This window comes from Agrococcus sp. HG114 (assembly GCF_024723325.1).
Taxonomy (GTDB): domain Bacteria; phylum Actinomycetota; class Actinomycetes; order Actinomycetales; family Microbacteriaceae; genus Agrococcus.
The window spans coordinates 1-18,680 of sequence record NZ_JANQCH010000020.1; the positions used below are offsets into that span (position 1 = coordinate 1).

Sequence of the window (18,680 nt, forward strand, 5' to 3'; positions counted from 1 at the left end):
GTGGGGGAGGGGGCGAGGATCGGGTCGGTCGAGGTCTTGGCGGCGAGCGCCCGCTCGGCGGCCCCGGTGCCGACCGCGGCGCCCCGCAGCTCAACGCCGGCGACGGGCGCGCCCGCGACGTCGCGCACCTCCATCGCGCTCGCGACGCCCATCGCGCCCGCGCTCAGCCCCGCGAGGCTCAGCACCCCGGCCGCACCGACGAGCATCCACTGGTTGCGCTGCATGCGTCCAGCATCCCCCGGATCGGTGAGCGGCGCAGGAGGGTCGGATGAGAGCTCTCTCATCCGCGGCTCCCTGCGAGCACCTCGAGCCCGATGCCGAGCTGCGCCTCGGCGGTCGCAAGCTCGCCGCGCTCGAGGGGCGAGAGCGCGTGCGCGAGCACGTGCACGGCAGTGCGGTGCGCGACGCGAGCGCGGTCGGGCCGATCGGGGGCGAGCCAGCGCCGAGCCGCGGCGTCGAGGAGCCGCCGGAACGCCGCAGCGCGCCCCGGGCTCTCGCGCGCGAGCGCGATCGACGCGACGAGGTGGCCCATGAGCGCCGCCTCGTCGTCGGCCGGGTCGCCGAGCCCGGCGGTGTCGATGTCGATGACCCCCGTGATCGCGCTCGGCTCGGCCGGGTCGACGAACAGCTGGCCGACGTGCAGGTCGCCGTGGATCGTGCGCCGCTCGGCGGGCTCGACCACGAGGTCGGATGCGTCGGGCCCCGTCACGAGCGCCGTCACGGCGTCGAGGCGGTCGAGCAGCACCGCCGACGCGCCGCCCGCCCAGCGCGAGCGATCGAGCCGCCCGAGGTACCACTCCTGCCGCAGCCCGAGCGACGCGCGCGCCTCGCGGCCCGTGTCGACGCCCCCGAAGCGCTGCCGCAGCGCCTCGATCGAGTCGAGGAGCCGCTCGGGCTCGAGCTCCTCGAGGCTCGACGTGAGGGGCACGCCCGCTGCGGTCTCGGTCAGCACGATCCCGAGCTCCGACCACCCCGTGATGTGCGGCACCGGCACGCCGCCCGCGCGCAGCGACTCCTGCAGCTCGACGATCGAGGCCGAGGCCGCGGGGCGCACGATCTTCAGGTACGTCTCCCGCTCGCCCGCGCGCATCCGGAACATCGCCCGCTTGCCGGGCCGGTAGACGAGCAGCTCGGGCGGTCGGTCGATCGAGACGCCGAGCCGGGCCATGAGCGTGGCCGCCGCGTCGGGGAAGGATGCGGGGGCGAGGGCGGGAAGCCGGGGGTCGGCGGGGTGCAGCCAGATGCGGGCCTCGGGATGCTCGGGGTCGCCGAGCACGAAGCCCGTCTCCGCATCGACGCGCCTGCCCGAGGTGTCGACGTACCAGTAGCGCGGCTGGGCGCCGGCCTCCTCGAAGCCCGTGAGGGCACCGGACCCGAACGGCTCGCGGCTCAGCACCCGGAGCTCGCCCGCGAGGCCGTCGCCGAGCGCGTCGCGCAGCATGCGCTCCTCGTCGCTCACGGACGCTGGCTCGTCGATCGGCTCCACGGTGCCATTCGACCAGACGCGACGTCGCTCCGGTGACCGGCGCCCCCTCGGTGAGGGCTCTCTCATCGGCGCCTCACGGGGGCGGGGCACCGCGCGGGGTTGAATGGCTGCATGCCCGAGCCCGCGCGACCGCGACTGCGCCCGTGGACGGTGCGCTCGCGCATCGTCGGGCTGCTGACGCTCCTGTCGCTCGTGACCGTGTTCGTCGCGGGCGGCGTCGCGTACTTCGCCGAGCGCGCGCGGGCGCTCGAGCAGATCGAGTCGAACCTGCGGTCGGCGCTCGACTCCGGCAGCTTCATCGTCGGCGAGGCGGAGTGGGACTCGGCCGAGGAGGCGCTCAGCGCGGTCGTGCAGCGCCTCGCGCCGGACGACAACACCGGCACGCTCGGGATCGTCGACGGGCAGGCGGCGCTCGTGCCCGGCATCGACACCGACGTGCGGCTCGAGCGGCTGCCGGGCTTCGTCGAGCGCGTCGTGGCCGAGACCGCGGAGCACGACGTGGTCGTCGGCACGTACGCGGAGTCGGGTCGCACGGTGCGCTACCTGGCCGCGCCCGTCACCGTGGGCGAGGTCGACGCGAGCGCGCCCCCCGCGGCCGTCTTCGCCACCGGCTACGACGTCGCCGCCGAGCTCGCCGAGCTCGACGGGGCGGCGCGCGTGTTCACGATCACCGCACTCGCGACCACCGCCGCGACCTTCCTGCTCGGGCTGCTGGTCTCGGACCGGCTCCTCCGGCCCATCCGCCGCATGCGCGAGGTCGCCGAGCGCTCCTCGGCCGCGAACCTCTCGGAGCGCATCCCCGTCGGCAGCGGCCGCGACGACGTCTCGCAGCTCGCCATCACCGTGAACGGCATGCTCGACCGGCTCGGCGGCGCGATCGACAGCCAGCGGGAGCTGCTGCGCGACGTCGGGCACGAGCTCAAGACGCCGCTCACGATCGTGCGCGGGCACCTCGAGCTCGTCGACGAGCGCGACCCCGCCGACGTCGTCGCCACCCGCGAGCTCGCGATCGACGAGCTCGACCGCATGGCGCAGCTCGTCGACGACCTGCGCGCGGCGGCACGGCTCCGCGACCCGGACGCGTTCGACATCCGCGAGACCGACGTCGCCGCGCTCGTCGAGCAGATCGCCCACAAGGCGCGCGCGATCGACGGCGCCGAGATCGCGCCGCTCGTCGAGGCGGCGCCCGTGCACGCGCGGCTCGATCCGGCCCGCATCACGCAGGCGATGCTGCAGCTCGTCGCGAACGCGGTGCGCCATGCGACCGGGCCCATCGCGATCGGCGCCCGCGCCCGCGGCGCCGAGCTCGAGCTGTTCGTGCGCGACCGGGGCCCGGGTGTGCCCGACGAGCTCAAGCGCGTCATCTTCGAGCGCTTCCACCGGGGCCTCGCCGAGGGGCGCGGCGACGAGGGGTCGGGACTCGGCCTCGCGATCGTCGCGCTCATCGCCGAGCGGCACGGCGGCACCGCGGCCGTCGCCGACGCGGACGGCGGGTCGGAGTTCGTGCTCTCCCTCCCGCGCGCCGTCGTGGTGGACGCGCGCGGCGCTCCGGCGCATCCGCCCGACTGGACCGACACCCGAGAGACGAGCACCGAGGAGCAGCCGTGGCATCGATCCTGATCGCAGAGGACGAGGCGCGCATCGCGTCGTTCGTCGAGAAGGGCCTGACGGCCGCCGGGTTCACGACGCGCGTCGCGACGACCGGCCCCGAGGCGCTCGACCTCGCCCTCACCGACGAGTTCGACCTGCTCGTGCTCGACATCGGGCTGCCCGGCATGGACGGCTTCGACGTGCTCGCGCAGCTGCGCGGCTCGGGCTCGACGATGCCGGTCATCATCCTCACCGCGCGTGCGGGCGGCGCCGACACGGTCGCGGGCCTCGAGGGCGGCGCCGACGACTACATGGCCAAGCCCTTCCGCTTCGACGAGCTGCTCGCGCGCGTGCGGCTGCGCATGGCGAGCGGCAACGGCAGCGGCGGCCGCGCGCTCGCGGAGCTCGCGCACAACGGGCTCCGGCTCGACGTCCGCACGCGTCGGGCGAGCGTCGACGGCCGCGAAGTCGAGCTCTCGGGCCGCGAGTTCGCGCTCGCCGAGGAGCTCGTCCGGCACGCGGGCCAGGTGCTCTCGCGCGAGCAGCTGCTCTCGCGCGTGTGGGGCTACGACTTCGATCCGGGCTCGAACGTCGTCGACGTCTACATCCGCTACCTGCGGGGCAAGCTCGGCGCCGCGCGCATCGAGACGGTGCGGGGGATGGGCTACCGGCTCGTGTGACCCGCGCGCCGGCTCACGCGGCGATGCCCGCCATGTCGAGCGCCTCGTCGAGCAGCACGTGCGCGGCCCGCGGCGAGCGTTCCGCAGCCCGGATGCCGTGGCCGAGCAGGTGCAGGGCGGTGAGCGCGCGCGCGTGCGGGTCGCCGAGCCAGCGCTCGGCCGCCGTGCTCGCGAGCTCGTAGAGCAGCGAGGCGTCGCCCGTGCGGCCCGCGACCTCGTTGCGCGCTGCGCTCGCGATCGCGTGCCCGACGAACGCGGCCGCGTCGTCGGCCGGGTCGCCGAGCCCTGCGGTGTCGACGTCGATCACGGACGAGACAGCGCGGCCGGCGAAGAAGAGCTGGCCGATGTGGAGGTCCCCGTGGATGACGCGCGACGGCCCCGCCCGCCGGGCGTCGGCGATGATGACGCTCGCGAGCGTGCGCACGTCGGCGGCGCGGTCGGGCAGCGCGAGCATCATGCGCTCGAGGTGCCAGTCGATGCGGGTCGCGACGGATGCGCGCGCGATGCGCCGGGTGGGCACGGTCGCGAGTCGCGCGCGCAGCGCGTCGACCGCGTCGATGAGCTCGCTCGCGGGCATGCGCGCCGCCGCGACCGGGCCGGGCGTGCCGACCGCGTCGCGGACCACCACGACACCCGCGGGGGACCAGTGCACGACCTCGGGCGCGGGCACCCCGACCGAGCGGCACGCCTCGTGGATCGCGACGAGATCCTCCGCCTCGGCCGGGCGCACGACCTTCACGAACAGGTGGGTGCTGTGCTGCGTGAGCCGCACGACCGCGCGCCGACCGGGGCGGTAGGCGAGCACCCGTGCCTCGATGCGGCCGCTGCTGCCCGCCGCGCCCGAGATGCGGGCGAGGCGCTCGGGGTCGACCGCGGTGCGGAGCGCCGGCAGGCGCGGGTCGAGCGGATGCTTCCAGATGCGGGCGACGAGGCCCTCGCGCGTGCGGACGACGAAGCCCGTCTCCTTCGCGACCGGCTGGCGCGACGTGTCGACGAACCAGTCGCCGGCGTGCTCGCCGCGATCGATCGAGAAGCGGGCGATGCTGCCGTGCCCGAACGGCTCGAGCGCGACGAGGCGACCGGACTCGCCGATCGCCTTCTCCAGCAGTGCCTGCTCCTGCACCCCTCCATGGTCGCAGGCGCCGGGCGCGCCCGCGCGCGCGAGTCCACAGGGACGGGGAGTCAGGCGGAGGCGGGCTGACCGGGGTCGGCCGCGGCCGCCTGGCGGCGCAGCAGGGTCGTGCGCAGCGGCCCGAACACGCGGTGCAGCACCTCGACCGCCTCGTGGTCGAGCTCGGCGAGGAAGAGCTCGTCGACGTGCCGCGCGTGGATCGGGCGCGCCTTCCGGAGTCGACGCCGGCCGGCATCCGTGAGCACGGCCTCCGTGCCGCGCCGGTCGGCCGGGCTCTGCTCGCGGCGCACGAGCCCCTCCTCCTCGAGCGCCGCCACGCGGTACGTGAGCCGACCCGGCGCGAACGCGAGCGCGCGCGCGAGGTCGCCCATGCGCATCCGCGAGCCCTCGGCCTCGTCGAGCACGAGCAGGATGTTGAACTCGCCGAGGTCCATGTCGGCGGCGTCCTTCAGCCGGCGCTCGAGCTCGTTCTCGAGCAGCCGCGACCCCTCGAAGTACTCGCGCCACGCCTGCAGCGCGAGCGCGTCGCGGCCGCGGCCCGCGTCGCTCACGCGTGCCCCAGCATCTGCTCGAACGAGACGAAGGCCTCGCTCGAGGTGTCGAAGGGGTCGGCCTCGCGGCGCCGCGGCAGCGCGACCATGAGGTCGGCGAGCTCCTTGCCCTCGCGCTCGATGCGGCGGTCGAGGCCCGAGTCGGTGCCCCAGTCCTCGCTCGCGGCGAAGACGCCCGTCGGCACGACCTGCGCCTTGAGGTAGGCGAACATCGGCCGCATCGCGGTGTCCATCACCATCGAGTGGCGCGCCGAGCCGCCCGTCGCGCCGAGCGCCGTCGGGATCGAGGCGAGCTGGCCCTCCTCGATCACGTCGAAGAAGGACTTGAACAGGCCCGAGTACGACATGTTGAAGGTCGGCGTGACGGCGATGATCGCCTCGGCGTCGATGACCTCCTTGATGGCCGCGTCGAGCGCCTCCGACGGGTTGTGGGTGAGCATGTGGGAGGCGATGTCGCCGGCGAGGGGGCGCAGCACGATGTCGACCGGCTCGGCGTGCTGGCCGTGCCCCGCGAGCGCGCGGAGCGTCGCGTCGCGGAGGCGGTCGGCGAGCAGCTTCGTGCTCGACGGCTCGCCGAGCCCGGCGGAGACGACGGCGATGCGGGGCTTCATCGGGCGACCTCGCTCTCCTGCTCGTCGGCCTGCCGCGCGATGGCCGCGCCGGTGTCGAGGTCGCTGCGCGCGCCCTGCTCCTTCCAGGCGCTGCCCTGCTCGCCGAGCTGCGTGCCCGCCTCGCGGGCCCGGGCGACGCGCGCCGCGTGCGTCGGGGCGTCCGGCACGCCGGGCTGGCGCACGCGGTCGAACTCCTGCCGGAGCACCGGCACGACCTCGGTGCCGAGGATCTCGATCTGCTCGAGCACCTCCTCGAGCGGCAGGCCAGCGTGGTCGATGAGGAAGAGCTGGCGCTGGTAGTCGCCGACGTAGTCGCGGAATCCCAGCGTGCGCTCGATGACCTGCTCGGGCGTGCCGACCGTGAGCGGCGTCATCTCGGTGAACTCCTCGAGCGTGGGGCCGTGGCCGTAGACGGGCGCGACGTCGAAGAACGGGCGGAAGCGCTCCTTCGCCTCGCGCTCGGTCGGCTTCATGAAGACCTGCCCGCCGAGCCCGACGATGGCCTCCTCGGGGGCGCCGTGGCCGTAGTGGGAGAAGCGCGCGCGGTAGAGCCGCACCATGCGCTCGGTGTGCTCCTTGTTCCAGAAGATGTTGTTGTGGAAGAAGCCGTCGCCGTAGTACGCGGCCTGCTCGGCGATCTGCGGCGAGCGGATCGAGCCGTGCCACACGAACGGCGCGACGCCGTCGAGCGGCGCGGGCGTCGAGGTGTAGCCGGTGAGCGGCGTGCGGTGCTTGCCGGCCCAGTTGACGACGGGCTCGGTCCAGAGCTTGCGCAGCAGCGCGTAGTTCTCGATCGCGAGCTCGATGCCGTCGCGGATGTCCTTGCCGAACCACGGGTACACCGGGCCGGTGTTGCCGCGCCCGAGCGTCAGGTCGGCGCGGCCGTCGGAGAGGTGCTGCAGCATCGCGAAGTCCTCGGCGATCTTCACCGGGTCGTTCGTCGTGATGAGCGTCGTCGCGGTCGAGAGGATGAGCCGCTCGGTCTGCGCGGCGATGTAGCCGAGGATCGTGGTCGGCGACGACGAGAAGAACGGCGGGTTGTGGTGCTCACCGGCGGCGAAGACGTCGAGGCCGACCTCCTCGGCCTTCTTGGCCATGGCGATCCACCCCTTGATGCGCTCGTGCTCGCTCGGGGTGCGCCCGGTGGTCGGGTCCTGGGTGATGTCGCTCACCGAGAAGATGCCGAACTGCATGCTGCTCATGGGAAGTCCTTCCGTCACGGCCAATTGTTTCAAACTTGAACGACTGATGCAACGGTGCTGCTCGGGAGCCTATTCCCGTCGGCTCCGGATCGGCAGGGAGCGAGCGCGATCCAGCCGGCGCGGCGGGCGCTCCTCCCGGCCGTAGGGTCGAGGCATGGATGCGGTGGACGGCTTCGACGCCGACGTCGCGGTGGTCGGGCTCGGCGCCCTGGGCTCCGCCGCGGCCTGGCGGCTCGCCGCGCGCGGCGAGCGCACGATCGGGATCGACCAGCACGCGCGGTGGAGCTGAGGGCGACGATCCTTTCGGATCGTCGCCGCGACCCCAGCGCCGGGGCCCGTCCCGGGCTCCGCACCGGCGAGCGGGTGCTCGCCGTCGAGCCCGACGGCGAGGGCGTGACGGTGCGGCTCGCGGACCGCGCAGTGCGGGTGCGGCGCGCGGTCGTCGCGGCCGGGCCGTGGCTCGCGCAGCTCGCCGACGTGCCGCTCACGCCGCACCGCGTCGTGATGACGTGGTTCTCCGCGCGCGACGGCCGCGACGCATCCATCGACCGCATGCCCGTGTTCATCCGCAGCGCGCCGGGCGCCGGGCAGTGGGTGTGGGGCCACGGCGCGCTGCCGGGCGACCTCGCGAAGGTCGGCCCCGAGCTCGACGGGCCCTTCGAGCCCGACGACCCCGACGCGATCGACCGCACGGTGCGCGCCGGCGAGACCGACGGCATCGCGGCCCTCGTCGCCGCGACGTTCCCCGACCTCGAGCCGGAGCCCGCCGAGACGACGACGTGCATCATGGCCCACACGCCCGACGGGCAGTTCCTCGTCGGGCCGGCGGATGCGTCGGGCCGGGTCGTCGTCGCGGGCGGCTGCTCGGGCCACTCGTTCAAGCACGCCGCGGCGCTCGGCGAGCTCGCGGCGCAGCTCGCGGTCGACGAGCCGCCCTTCACCGACATCGGCTTCCTCGACCCGCGCCGCTTCGCCGCCGCGTGAGGCATCGGGTCAGGCCGGATCGGGCACGGCCTCCTCGCGGGTGTCGGCGGGCGACCGCTGCGCGCGGCTCAGCAGCACGAACGGCACCGCGACCGCGGTGAGCGCGCCGCTCAGCAGCAGCGAGAGGCCGTAGCCGCCGAGGTCGGCGGAGCGGCCGAGGAACGGCTGCGCGATCGAGCTGCCGCCCGAGCCCAGCAGCGAGTCGAACGAGAGCACCGTCGCTCGCTGCTTCGAGGGCACCATGTCGTTGAGGTACGCGCGGCGCACGGGGTCGTCGACCGCCGACATCACGCCCCACACCGCGATGAGCGCGACCGCGGCCCAGAAGCTCTGCACGAGGCCGAGCGCGATGAGCGCGAGCGCGCTCGTGACCGCCGCGAGCACGATCGTGCTCGTGCGGCGCCGGAACAGCCGCCGCACGAGCGGAGCGATGAGCCCCCCGAGCATCGCGCCGCCCGAGAGCAGCGCCGCGGCGAGCCCGGCGACCGAGTACGCGTCCGGGTCGCCCCACAGCGCCAGCAGGTGCGGCTGCAGGGCGTAGAAGACGTAGAAGCCGACGCCCGCCGTGAACGGGCTCGCGAGCAGCAGCCACCGCACCGGGGCGTTGCCGAGCCCGTGCCGCCACGACGCGACGAGCACCGAGCGCGTCGCCCGCAGCGGGCCCTCGCCCCTCGCCGGCTCGAAGCCCAGGTCGTGCATGAGCAGCCCGGCGACGGCGATCATGCCGACGAGCACGCCGGCTCGCACGAGGAACGGGGTGCCGAGGTCGGCGAGCTGCGCCACGACGCCGCCGAGCACCGAGCCCGTGAGCATCGCCGCCCCGCTCACGACCAGCGACCGGCCGAACACCGTCTCGAGCCGGCCCTCGTAGCCCGTCGCGTGCAGCGCATCCACGAGCCACGCGTCGAGCGCCCCGGTGAAGAAGGTGAAGCCCAGCCCGAGCAGGAGCGAGACGACCGCCCAGCCCCAGAACGGCGCCGACCACAGCCACAGCAGCCAGTACAGCAGCGTCGTGACGGCGAGCGTCGCCGAGCCCAGCAGGTACGACGCGCGGCGGCCGAGCGTGTCGGCGACGACCCCCGTGGGGATCTCGAAGACGAGCACGCCCACGGTGTAGAACGCGTTCGCCGCGAACGCCTCGAAGTTCGACAGACCCGCATCGAGCAGGAACAGCGTGTTGATGCCCCAGATGAACGAGGCGGCGAGCGTGCTGCCGAGCGTGAGCACGTAGTACGTGCCCTGCACGCGGCGCGGCGTGGGCAGCCCCCTCACGATCGCTCCGGCACCGGCATGGCGCCAGCCTGGCACGCCGCCGGGACGCGCGGCAGACCCGGCTCCGGCCCGGCCGGCCGCGCCTCTCGATCCGCGCGCAAGCGCGCACGCGCACCCGCGCGGTACCGGGTCGAGGTCCACGGCGCACTCAGGATCGGTCGTTACCTTCGGCCATCGCCGCCGGGAACCGCCCTGCCCGGGCGCGCTCGCGGCGGCGCCATGACCTCGAGAGACGAGAAGAGACGCGTATAGCCATGCCCTCCCACGATCCCGCCGACCACCGTCCGAACCAGCCCGGCGCATCCGCCGCCACCGCAGGCGCTCGAGCAGCCGGCGCTCCACCGGCCGTCGACACGTGGGAGCTGCGAAGGCTCGAGGTCGAGGACGTGCTGGTCGTCAAGACCGGGCGGGTGAAGCGGGCGATCTCGGGCACCGTGGTCGGCAACTTCATGGAGTGGTTCGACTTCGGCATCTACGGCTACCTCGCCGTCACGATGACCGCGGTGTTCACCGCGGGCATGGACGAGAGCCTCGGGCTGCTCGTCGTGCTGCTCGGCTTCGCGATCTCGTTCCTCGTGCGCCCGCTCGGCGGGCTCGTGCTCGGCCCGCTCGGCGACCGCATCGGCCGTCAGAAGGTGCTGTTCTTCACGATGGCGATGATGGCCGCCGCGACCGCCCTCATCGGGCTGCTGCCCACCGCCGCCCAGATCGGCGCGTGGGCGATCGTGCCGCTGTACCTCCTGAAGATGGTGCAGGGCTTCTCGACCGGCGGCGAGTACGCGGGCGCGACCACGTACGTCGCGGAGTTCTCGCCCGACCGCTCGCGCGGCTTCTGGTCGTCGTGGCTCGACGTCGGCTCCTACGTCGGCTTCGCGGCCGGCGCGTCGGTCGTCGCGCTCACGACGTGGATCACCGAGTCCATCTCCGGCCCGAGCGCCATGGTCGACTACGGCTGGCGCATCCCGTTCCTCATCGCGATCCCGCTCGGCGTCGTGGCGATCTGGTTCCGCATGCGCATCCCCGAGACGCCCGCGTACGAGGTCGCCCAGGCCGCCGAGGAGCCCGACGCCGACGACCCCCTCGCGCGCCACGGCATCCTCGGCATCCTCCGCCACCACTGGCGCGCCGTGCTCATCGCGATGGCCGTCGTCGCGGCGACCAACACCGCCGGCTACGCGCTCACGAGCTACATGCCCACCTACCTCGAGGACACGGTCGGCCTCTCGACCGTCACGGCGGCGCTCGCGACCGTGCCGGTGCTGCTGCTCATGTCGGCGATGCTCCCGGTGCTCGGGCGGCTCTCCGACCGCATCGGCCGCAAGCCCGTCTACCTGATGGCCGCGGGCTCCGTGGTCGTGCTCATCCTGCCCGCGTTCTGGCTCATGCAGCTCGGCGAGCTGTGGGCCGTGATGGTCGCGCTCGCGATGGTCGCCGTGCCGGTCGCGCTGTGGATCGGCTGCTCGGCGGCGACGCTGCCCGCGCTGTTCCCGACCGCGTCGCGCTTCGGGGCGATGGCGATCGCCTACAACCTGTCGGTCTCGCTCTTCGGCGGCACGACGCCGCTGTTCAGCCAGGCGCTCATCGACCTGACGGGCAACACCTACATGCCGGCGTTCTACATCATGTTCTTCGGCATCGTGGGCGGCCTGGCCGTGCTCGGCATGCGCGAGACGGCGCAGCGGCCGCTCATCGGCTCGGTCCCGACGGTCGAGACGCGCGCGGAGGCGGTCGAGCTCGTCGCGACGCAGGACGAGAACCCGCTCATCGACACGTCCTCGATGCCGCTGGTCGAGTCGCCGCAGGGCGAGCGCGAGCTCGCGGGCGCCGGGCGCTGACGGCGACGGCCGAGCGGCGGCGCTGTCGCGCCCCGCTCGGCCGTCGGCGTGCCAGGGCCGCGGATGCGCCGGGCTCAGCCCGCCGGGTCGGGGGCGGGAGGCGCGTGGTCGGGCCGCACCTCGGCGCCCCGGCCGCGGAGCCGCTCGAGCGCATCCATCAGGTGGTAGATCACGAGCGTCGCGACGGTCCCGAGCACGATGCCGCCGAACGACACCTGGCCGGCGCTCAGGGTGAAGTCGGCGATCGCGACGATGAGGCCGACGCCGGCGGCGAACTGGTTGCGGGGCTTCGAGAAGTCGACCTGGTTCTCGACCCAGATGCGCACGCCGATGATGCCGATGAGACCGTAGAGCGCGGTCGTGACGCCGCCGAGCACCCCCGCGGGGGTCGCGAAGATGATCGCGCCGACCTTGGGGGAGAGGCCGAGCAGGATCGCGGTGATGGCGGCGATCCAGTACGCCGCGGTCGAGAAGACGCGCGTCGCGCTCATGACGCCGATGTTCTCGCCGTACGTGGTGGTCGCCGAGCCGCCGAAGATGCCCGCGAGCGTCGTCGCGAGCCCATCGGCGAACAGGGCGCGGCCCGCGAGCGGGTCGAGGTCGCGGCCGAGCAGCTGCCCGACGCCCTTCACGTGCCCGAGGTTCTCGGCGATGAGCGGCAGCACGACGGGCACGAACATGAGGAGCGCCGGGAGCAGCGCCGGGTCGAGCGTCGGCGACGTGAAGGTCGGCAGCCCGATCCAGGGGGCCGTCTCGATCGCGGCGAGCGCCTCCGGGTCGACGCGGCCGGTCAGGAGGGAGACGAGGTAGCCGAAGACCACGCCGACGAGGATCGCGAGGCGCGCGACCATGCCGCGGAAGACGACCGACGTGAGGACGACGGCGAGCAGCGTGAGGGCGGCGATCAGCGGGTCGGCGACGAAGTTGTCGCGCGCGGCCGGCGCGAGGTTGAAGCCGATGAGGGCGACGATCGTGCCGGAGACGACGGGCGGCATGACCGCGGCGATCCAGCGCGTGCCGGCGAAGTGCACCACGACGCCGACGAGCGCGAGCAGCAGCCCGACGAGGACGATGCCCGAGAGGGCGAAGCCGGGGCCGCCGAGCTCCGTCGCCGCGCCGATGGGCGCGAGGAACGCGAACGACGAGCCGAGGTAGCTCGGCAGCTGGTTCTTCGTGATGAGGAGGAACAGGATCGTGCCGAGCCCCGAGAACAGCAGGGTCGTCGAGGGCGGGAACCCGGTGATGATCGGCACGAGGAACGTCGCGCCGAACATCGCGACGACGTGCTGCATGCCGAGCCCGACGGTGCGGCCCCACCCGAGGCGCTCCTCCGGGTAGACGAGGTCGGATGCGGTGAGGCGGCTGGGGTCGCGGAGGCGCCAGGAGAACATGCGGTCCCTTCGGGTCGAGCGGGAGGCGGGAACCGCCCATCGGATCGTAGTGGGAGGGCGCGCGTCGTGGGTCAGCGGCTGGCGGAGCCCGACGCCCGGCACGGGCGTCGGAGCTGGCGCCGCGGCGGAGGCACGAACGGGCCTCCGCTCTTCGCTCCGGCGTTCAGTACGCCTGCGCGCGCTGCTCGGTGATGACGTGCAGCAGCACGAACCGCTCGCGCTCGCGCCACACGCGCAGCGCCTCGGCGACCGCGGCCGGGACATCCGCGTCGCGCTCGACGGCGATGCCGTGCCCGCCGTAGGCGCGCGCGAGCATCGCGAAGTCGGGGTTCTGCAGCTGCGTGCCCGAGATGCGGCCGGGGTGGCGGCGCTCCTGGTGCGTGCGGATCGTGCCGTACTCCTGGTTGTCGACGAGGATGACGAGCGGCGCCGCGCCGACCTGGGCCGCGGTCGCGAGCTCCTGCCCGTTCATGAGGAACTCGCCGTCGCCCGCGATCGAGACGACCTCGCGCTCGGGGAAGTGCAGCGAGGCGGCGACCGCCGAGGGGATCGAGTAGCCCATCGAGCCGTTGCCGCAGCTCACCATCGAGGGGTAGGAGCGGGTGGGGAAGTAGCGGTGCGCCCAGTTCGTGTGCTCGCCGGCGCCGAACGTGACGAGCGCGTGCGCGTCGAGCTCGGGCACGAGGTGCGCCATGACGGTCGCCATCGATGCGCGGCCCGGTCCGGGCGTGCGGTCGGGCAGCGCGCTGAAGGCGACCTGCTGCTCGCGCAGCCGCGCCGTCCAGTGTGCGCGGCGCTCGTCGGCCTCGAGCGCGATCTGCTCGAGGTCGCGCGCGAACGCGCTCGGCCTCGCGAGGATGTGGTGGCTCACCGCTCCCGAGCGGCCGCGCAGCGTCGGGTCGATCGAGACGAGGAAGTTGCGTCGCTCCCAGCCCTGCCGCACGAGGAAGCCGTTCGTGATCACGTCGCCGGGCAGCGTGCCGACGAACACGAGCAGGTCGCACTCCTCGAGCACGTCGAGCGTGGGCTTCGGCCGGCCGTAGCCGATCGGGCCCGCGTAGGAGGGCGAGTCGAACGGCACGATGCCCTCGGTGCGCCACTCCGCGACCGCGGGCAGCCGGTGGCGCTCGAGCCAGCGGGTGAGCCGCGCGGACGCCTCGGCGTCCCAGTCGCTGCCGCCGGTGACGAAGAGCGGCTTCTCCGCCTCGGCGAGCGCCTCGCGGAGCGCGTCGAGGTCGTGCGAGGTCATCCCGCCGTCCGCGACCGGCAGCTGCGGCTGCGGGTGGCGCTCGATCGTCTCGCGGATGACGTCCTCGGGCAGGCCGACGACGACCGGTCCCGGCCGGCCGGCGCGCGCGAGGAAGAGGGCGTCCGCGACGACCTCCTGCGCGCGCTCGGCGACGTCGAGGATCACGACGCTCTTCGCGCCGGCGGCGAACCATCCCTCGACGTCGAACTCCTGGAACGCCTCCTTGTGGCGGTGGGCGAGCGGGATGAGGCCGATGAACAGCACCATCGGCGTCGAGTCCTGCCACGCCGTGTGCACGCCGACGAGCGCGTTCGCCGCGCCGGGTCCGCGCGTGACCATCGCGATGCCGGGGAGCGGCCCGATCTTGCCCTCGGCCTCCGCCATGTAGGCGGCGCCGCCCTCGTGGCGGCACACGACCGTCTCGATCGACGAGTCGTGGAGGCCGTCGAGCACCTCGAGGTAGCTCTCGCCGGGCACCACGAACGTGCGGCGGATCCCGTGCTCCTCGAGCACGCGCACGATCGCGTGCCCGGCGGTCTCGGTCGTGGGCAGGGGATGCGCGGGCTCGGCGACGGCGAGCGGGGCGGGCATGAGATCCGTCAAGACGGCTCCTTGTTTCGATGGGCAGGCGTGGGCGGGCGATGCCGGGCTGCGCCGCGCGGTCGCGGAGCCGGGTCTCGATGCGGCGCGCGCCCTGGGATGGCGGGCGGAGCCGGGGAGCGGGGGTGCCGATCTGCGACTGAGCGTAGAGACGCGCCCGGCGCCGGCACGGAATGCGAGGCACGAAACTTCCCGCGGTCTTGCAATCCATCGAAGAGAGCCGACGATTTGCGCGGCGATGGCAGGGCGTGCCCGGGCCTCTGCCGAGGCCGCCACGAGGGCTAGCGTGGGCCCGTGGCAGAGCACATCAGCGTGCGCGGCGCGCGGGAGAACAACCTGCAGGGCGTCGACGTCGACATCCCGAAGCGCCGCTTGAGCGTCTTCACCGGTGTCTCCGGCTCCGGCAAGTCGAGCCTCGTGTTCGGCACGATCGCCGCGGAGTCGCGCCGGCTCATCGACGAGACGTACGACGCGTTCGTGCAGGGCTTCATGCCGCCGTCGCCGCAGCCCGACGCCGACGGCCTCGAGGGGCTCACGGCCGCGATCGTCGTCGGCCAGGACCAGATGGGCGCGAACGCCCGCTCGACGGTCGGCACCGCGACCGACGCCTACACGATGCTCCGCATCCTGTGGTCGCGGGTCGGCACGCCGCGGCTCGAGTCCTCGGTGCTGTTCTCGTTCAACGACCCCCGCGGGATGTGCCTCGCGTGCGAGGGCCTCGGGCGCGTCTCGACGATCGACGTCGACGTCATCGTCGACCGCTCGAAGACCCTGAACGAGGGCGCGATCGACTTCCCCAACTACACCGTCGGCAGCTGGTACTGGAAGCTCTACGCCGAGTCGGGACTCCTCGACCCCGACAAGCGCATCGCCGACTACTCCGACGACGAGCTGCGGCTGTTCCTCCACGGCGAGGAGCGGAAGGTGAACTTCGCCGGCTTCAACATGACGTACGAGGGGCTCATCCCGAAGCTCACGAAGAGCGTCTTCGTGAAGGACGTCGACTCGATGAAGCCGACGCTGCGCGCGATCGTCGAGCGCGCGGCGACCTTCGAGGCGTGCCCCGAGTGCGGCGGCTCGAGGCTCAACGCGGCGGCGCGCGAGGTGACGGTGCAGGGCGTCACGATCGCCGAGGCCACGGCGATGCAGCTCACCGACCTCGCCGCGTTCGTCGGCGGGATCCCCACCGACGCGGGCGGTGCCGCGACGGCGCCGCTGCGCGCGAAGCTCGTCGACCTGCTCGAGACCTTCGAGGCGATCGGGCTCGGCTACCTCTCGCTCGACCGGGCGGCCGGCTCGCTCTCGGGCGGCGAGGCGCAGCGCACGAAGATGGTGCGCCACATGGGCTCGGCCCTCACCGACGTCACGTACGTGTTCGACGAGCCGACCGCCGGGCTGCACCCGCACGACGTCGAGCGCATGAACGGGCTGCTGCAGCGGCTGCGCGACAAGGGCAACACCGTGCTCGTCGTCGAGCACAAGCCCGAGGTGATGGCGATCGCCGACCGGGTCTTCGACCTCGGCCCGGGCGCGGGCGTGCACGGCGGCACGGTCGTGTTCGAGGGCACGTTCGACGAGCTGCGCGCCTCGGGCACCCGCACGGGCGAGCACCTCGAGCACCGGCAGCAGCTCAAGCAGAGCGTGCGCACCCCGTCCGGCCGGCTCGAGATCCGCGACGCGCGCGAGCACAACCTCCGAGGCGTCGACGTGGATGTCCCCACGGGCGTCCTCGTCGCCGTCACGGGGGTCGCGGGGTCGGGCAAGACGTCGCTCATCCACGGCTCGCTGCCGCGCGACGGCGTCACTTTCGTCGACCAGTCGATGATCAAGGGCTCGCGCCGCTCCAACCCCGCCACCTACACGGGGATCCTCGAGCCCATCCGGAAGGCCTTCGCATCCGCCAACGGGGTGAAGCCCGCGCTCTTCTCCGCGAACTCGGAGGGCGCGTGCCCGGAGTGCAAGGGCCTCGGGGTCATCTACTCGGATCTCGCGTTCATGGCGGGGGTGACCACGCCGTGCGAGCTGTGCGGCGGGCGCCGCTTCACGGCCGAGGTGCTCGAGTACGAGCTGCGCGGCAGGTCGATCGGCGACGTGCTCGACATGTCGGTCGAGGAGGCCGCGGGCTTCTTCACCGAGAAGCAGGTCGTGCCGATGCTGCGCCGCCTCGTCGACGTCGGCATCGGCTACGTCACGCTCGGCCAGACGCTCACGTCGCTCTCGGGCGGCGAGCGGCAGCGCCTCAAGCTCGCGATCGAGATGGGCACGAGCGCCGCCGTGATCGTGCTCGACGAGCCGACGACGGGCCTGCACATGGCCGACGTCGACAACCTCATCCGGCTGCTCGACGCGCTCGTCGACAGCGGCCGCACCGTGATCGTCATCGAGCACAACCTCGACGTCGTCGCGCGCGCCGACTGGGTCATCGACCTCGGCCCCGGGGCGGGCGCGCAGGGCGGCCGGGTCGTCTTCGAGGGCACCCCGATGGCGCTCGCGACCGAGCCGGGCGACTCGCTCACCGGCCTGCACCTCGCGAAGCGGCTCGCCGCGGGGTGAGGGCGGCTCGGCTCAGCCCGCCGCCGCGACGAGCTCGCGCACCGCGGCTGCCACCGCATCGGGTCGCTCGAGGGCGACGTAGTGGGCGGCGCGCTCGATCGGGATGACGCGCAGGTCGTCGGCGCTGCCGCGCCACGGGCCCATCGCGTCGGCGCGGAGCACCGGGTCGTCGGCGCCGATCAGGATGCGCGTGGGCACGCTGAGGTGGCGGCCGTCGTAGGGTCCCGTGGGCAGCGCCGCCATGCCGGGGAGGATGAGCTGGCGGTAGAGGGCGGAGAGGCCGCGCGCGACCTCCGGCTCGCGCATCCGCTCGAGGAAGGAGCCGAGCGGTGCGTCGGGCACCTGATGGCCGCCGTACGCGAGCAGGTGGCGCATGAGGCGCTGCCTGCCGGCGCCGAGCACGAGCGGGCCGAGCACGGGCGTCGCGACGACGGGCTGGAACCACAGGCGCCACGCGTTGCGCAGCATCGCGGCGGTCGGTCGCATCCACGGGTGCGGCGACTGCAGCGCGACGAGCGACGCGACGCGGTCGGGATGGTCGAACGCGAGGCGCCAGCCGGCGAACATGCTGAAGTCCTGCGCGACGAGGTGCACGCGGTCGATGCCGAGCGCATCGAGCAGGCCGAGCGCGTCGCCGACGAGGGTCGCTTCGTCCGCGCGACGCGAGCCGCCTGTCGTCCAGCCGAGGCCCCGTGCGTCGGGCGCGATCGATCGCAGCCGGGTGCCGCCGCGCTCGTCGGCGAGGGCCGTCATGACGCCCGACTGCTCGAGCCAGTGCGCGGGCGAGCCGTGGAGGAGCAGTGCTGCTGGGCCGTCGGCGGGCCCGGATTCGGCGACGTGCACGTCGAGGTCGCGCACGCGGAGGCGGTGGTGGGCGATGCCGGCCACCTGCGGCATCGAGTCGAGGTTCGAGCTCGTCATGTCCGCACGCTACTACGATCGTAGTGTCGGCGCCACTACTGATGTAGTAGGGTGCGCGCGATGACGACCACAAGAGACCGCATCGTCGCTGCCGCGATCGAGCTGCTCGGCACCGAAGGCCTCCGCTCGCTCACGCACCGGCGCGTCGACGAGCGGGCAGGACTGCCCGCCGGCTCGACGTCGAACCACTTCCGCACGCGCGCGGCGCTCCTGGAAGGGGCGGTCGACGGCATCACCCGGGAGGAGCTGGGCGAGCTGCGCGACGTGCCGCTCCCCGACGACGCGGCCGGGCTCGTCGAGATGGTCGCCGGGCTCGTCGAGCTCGTGACCGGCCCGCAGCGCGTCGCGACGACGGCGCGCCACGTGCTCTTCATCGAGGCGTCGCGCGACCCCGCCCTGCGCGAGCGGCTGTCGGCGGCGCGCGGCGGCTACGTCGACGCGGTGCGAGCGGTGCTCGAGCGGCTCGGCGCGGCGGAACCGGTCGTTGCGGCAGAGGCGCTCATGGCCGTGAGCGAGGGACTGATCCTGCACCGCATCGCGCGCCACGACGCATCCGACCCACGCGCCGCGATCGCCGTCGCCGTGCAGGGGGCGCTCGCCTGACGCACTGCCGCCCGTAGAAT

17 protein-coding genes are annotated in these 18,680 nt (G+C 73.6%); 7 read left to right on the plus strand and 10 right to left on the minus strand.

All coding sequences use genetic code 11. The features are described from left to right. The coding region (locus NWP09_RS03815) for a hypothetical protein (protein ID WP_258274212.1) at positions 1-224 on the minus strand (224 nt) is incomplete at its 3' end. A 56-nt stretch (positions 225-280) separates the two neighbouring features. Then, positions 281-1,486 carry a phosphotransferase gene (locus NWP09_RS03820; protein WP_258274213.1) on the minus strand — a complete coding sequence of 402 codons (1,206 nt, stop codon included), beginning with the start codon at positions 1,484-1,486 and terminating at the stop codon, positions 281-283. A gap of 111 nt (positions 1,487-1,597) precedes the next feature. Between NWP09_RS03820 and NWP09_RS03825 the strand changes: the two genes are divergently transcribed. Both NWP09_RS03825 and NWP09_RS03830 read left to right on the plus strand, forming a co-directional pair. Beyond that, the gene (locus tag NWP09_RS03825; RefSeq protein ID WP_258274214.1) at positions 1,598-3,106 is read left to right on the plus strand and encodes a cell wall metabolism sensor histidine kinase WalK; all 1,509 of its coding nucleotides are present in this window, start codon (positions 1,598-1,600) and stop codon (positions 3,104-3,106) included. Next, positions 3,091-3,756 carry a response regulator transcription factor gene (locus tag NWP09_RS03830; protein WP_258274215.1) on the plus strand — a complete coding sequence of 222 codons (666 nt, stop codon included), beginning with the start codon at positions 3,091-3,093 and terminating at the stop codon, positions 3,754-3,756. The genes NWP09_RS03825 and NWP09_RS03830 overlap by 16 nt, the downstream gene beginning before the upstream one ends. A gap of 13 nt (positions 3,757-3,769) precedes the next feature. Here the strand turns inward: NWP09_RS03830 and NWP09_RS03835 are convergent, their stop codons facing one another. Genes NWP09_RS03835 through NWP09_RS03850 form a run of 4 tightly spaced genes read right to left on the minus strand, consistent with a single transcriptional unit; the run spans position 3,770 to position 7,243 of the window. Then, positions 3,770-4,879: a phosphotransferase family protein gene (locus NWP09_RS03835; RefSeq protein WP_258274216.1), complete on the minus strand. Its 1,110-nt coding sequence runs from the start codon at positions 4,877-4,879 to the stop codon at positions 3,770-3,772. Positions 4,880-4,938: 59 nt separating this feature from the next. Next, positions 4,939-5,439: a MarR family winged helix-turn-helix transcriptional regulator gene (locus NWP09_RS03840; RefSeq protein WP_258274217.1), complete on the minus strand. Its 501-nt coding sequence runs from the start codon at positions 5,437-5,439 to the stop codon at positions 4,939-4,941. Beyond that, positions 5,436-6,050, minus strand: coding sequence for an FMN reductase (locus NWP09_RS03845; protein ID WP_258274218.1), 615 nt, complete (start codon positions 6,048-6,050; stop codon positions 5,436-5,438). Before NWP09_RS03845 ends, NWP09_RS03840 begins: the two co-directional genes overlap by 4 nt. Then, positions 6,047-7,243, minus strand: coding sequence for an LLM class flavin-dependent oxidoreductase (locus NWP09_RS03850; RefSeq protein ID WP_258274235.1), 1,197 nt, complete (start codon positions 7,241-7,243; stop codon positions 6,047-6,049). The genes NWP09_RS03845 and NWP09_RS03850 overlap by 4 nt, the downstream gene beginning before the upstream one ends. 163 nt (positions 7,244-7,406) lie before the next feature. On the opposite strand from NWP09_RS03850, the gene NWP09_RS03855 reads away from it, so the two are divergent. Further along, entirely contained in the window at positions 7,407-7,541 is a 135-nt protein-coding gene (locus NWP09_RS03855; RefSeq protein ID WP_258274219.1) for a hypothetical protein, read from the plus strand. Continuing rightward, positions 7,532-8,236 carry an FAD-dependent oxidoreductase gene (locus tag NWP09_RS03860; protein ID WP_258274220.1) on the plus strand — a complete coding sequence of 235 codons (705 nt, stop codon included), beginning with the start codon at positions 7,532-7,534 and terminating at the stop codon, positions 8,234-8,236. Before NWP09_RS03855 ends, NWP09_RS03860 begins: the two co-directional genes overlap by 10 nt. A 9-nt stretch (positions 8,237-8,245) precedes the next feature. On the opposite strand, the gene NWP09_RS03865 is transcribed toward NWP09_RS03860, so the two are convergent. Next, a complete protein-coding gene (locus tag NWP09_RS03865) occupies positions 8,246-9,508 on the minus strand; it encodes an MFS transporter (protein ID WP_258274221.1) in 1,263 nt (420 codons plus the stop codon). A gap of 254 nt (positions 9,509-9,762) precedes the next feature. On the opposite strand from NWP09_RS03865, the gene NWP09_RS03870 reads away from it, so the two are divergent. Continuing rightward, a complete protein-coding gene (locus NWP09_RS03870) occupies positions 9,763-11,343 on the plus strand; it encodes an MFS transporter (protein ID WP_258274222.1) in 1,581 nt (526 codons plus the stop codon). A gap of 74 nt (positions 11,344-11,417) precedes the next feature. On the opposite strand, the gene NWP09_RS03875 is transcribed toward NWP09_RS03870, so the two are convergent. Continuing rightward, positions 11,418-12,734, minus strand: coding sequence for a uracil-xanthine permease family protein (locus tag NWP09_RS03875; protein ID WP_258274223.1), 1,317 nt, complete (start codon positions 12,732-12,734; stop codon positions 11,418-11,420). Positions 12,735-12,897: 163 nt separating this feature from the next. Next, on the minus strand, positions 12,898-14,574 hold the full coding sequence (locus NWP09_RS03880; RefSeq protein WP_258274236.1) for a thiamine pyrophosphate-dependent enzyme: 1,677 nt from the start codon (positions 14,572-14,574) through the stop codon (positions 12,898-12,900). A gap of 303 nt (positions 14,575-14,877) precedes the next feature. Here NWP09_RS03880 and NWP09_RS03885 point away from each other — a divergent pair, with 303 nt between their 5' ends. Continuing rightward, the gene (locus NWP09_RS03885; protein ID WP_258274224.1) at positions 14,878-17,136 is read left to right on the plus strand and encodes an excinuclease ABC subunit UvrA; all 2,259 of its coding nucleotides are present in this window, start codon (positions 14,878-14,880) and stop codon (positions 17,134-17,136) included. Between the two features lie 12 nt (positions 17,137-17,148). On the opposite strand, the gene NWP09_RS03890 is transcribed toward NWP09_RS03885, so the two are convergent. Then, positions 17,149-18,057 carry an alpha/beta fold hydrolase gene (locus NWP09_RS03890; protein WP_258274225.1) on the minus strand — a complete coding sequence of 303 codons (909 nt, stop codon included), beginning with the start codon at positions 18,055-18,057 and terminating at the stop codon, positions 17,149-17,151. 60 nt (positions 18,058-18,117) lie between these two features. Between NWP09_RS03890 and NWP09_RS03895 the strand changes: the two genes are divergently transcribed. Beyond that, positions 18,118-18,660, plus strand: coding sequence for a TetR/AcrR family transcriptional regulator (locus NWP09_RS03895; protein ID WP_258274226.1), 543 nt, complete (start codon positions 18,118-18,120; stop codon positions 18,658-18,660). Positions 18,661-18,680 lie beyond the last annotated feature (20 nt).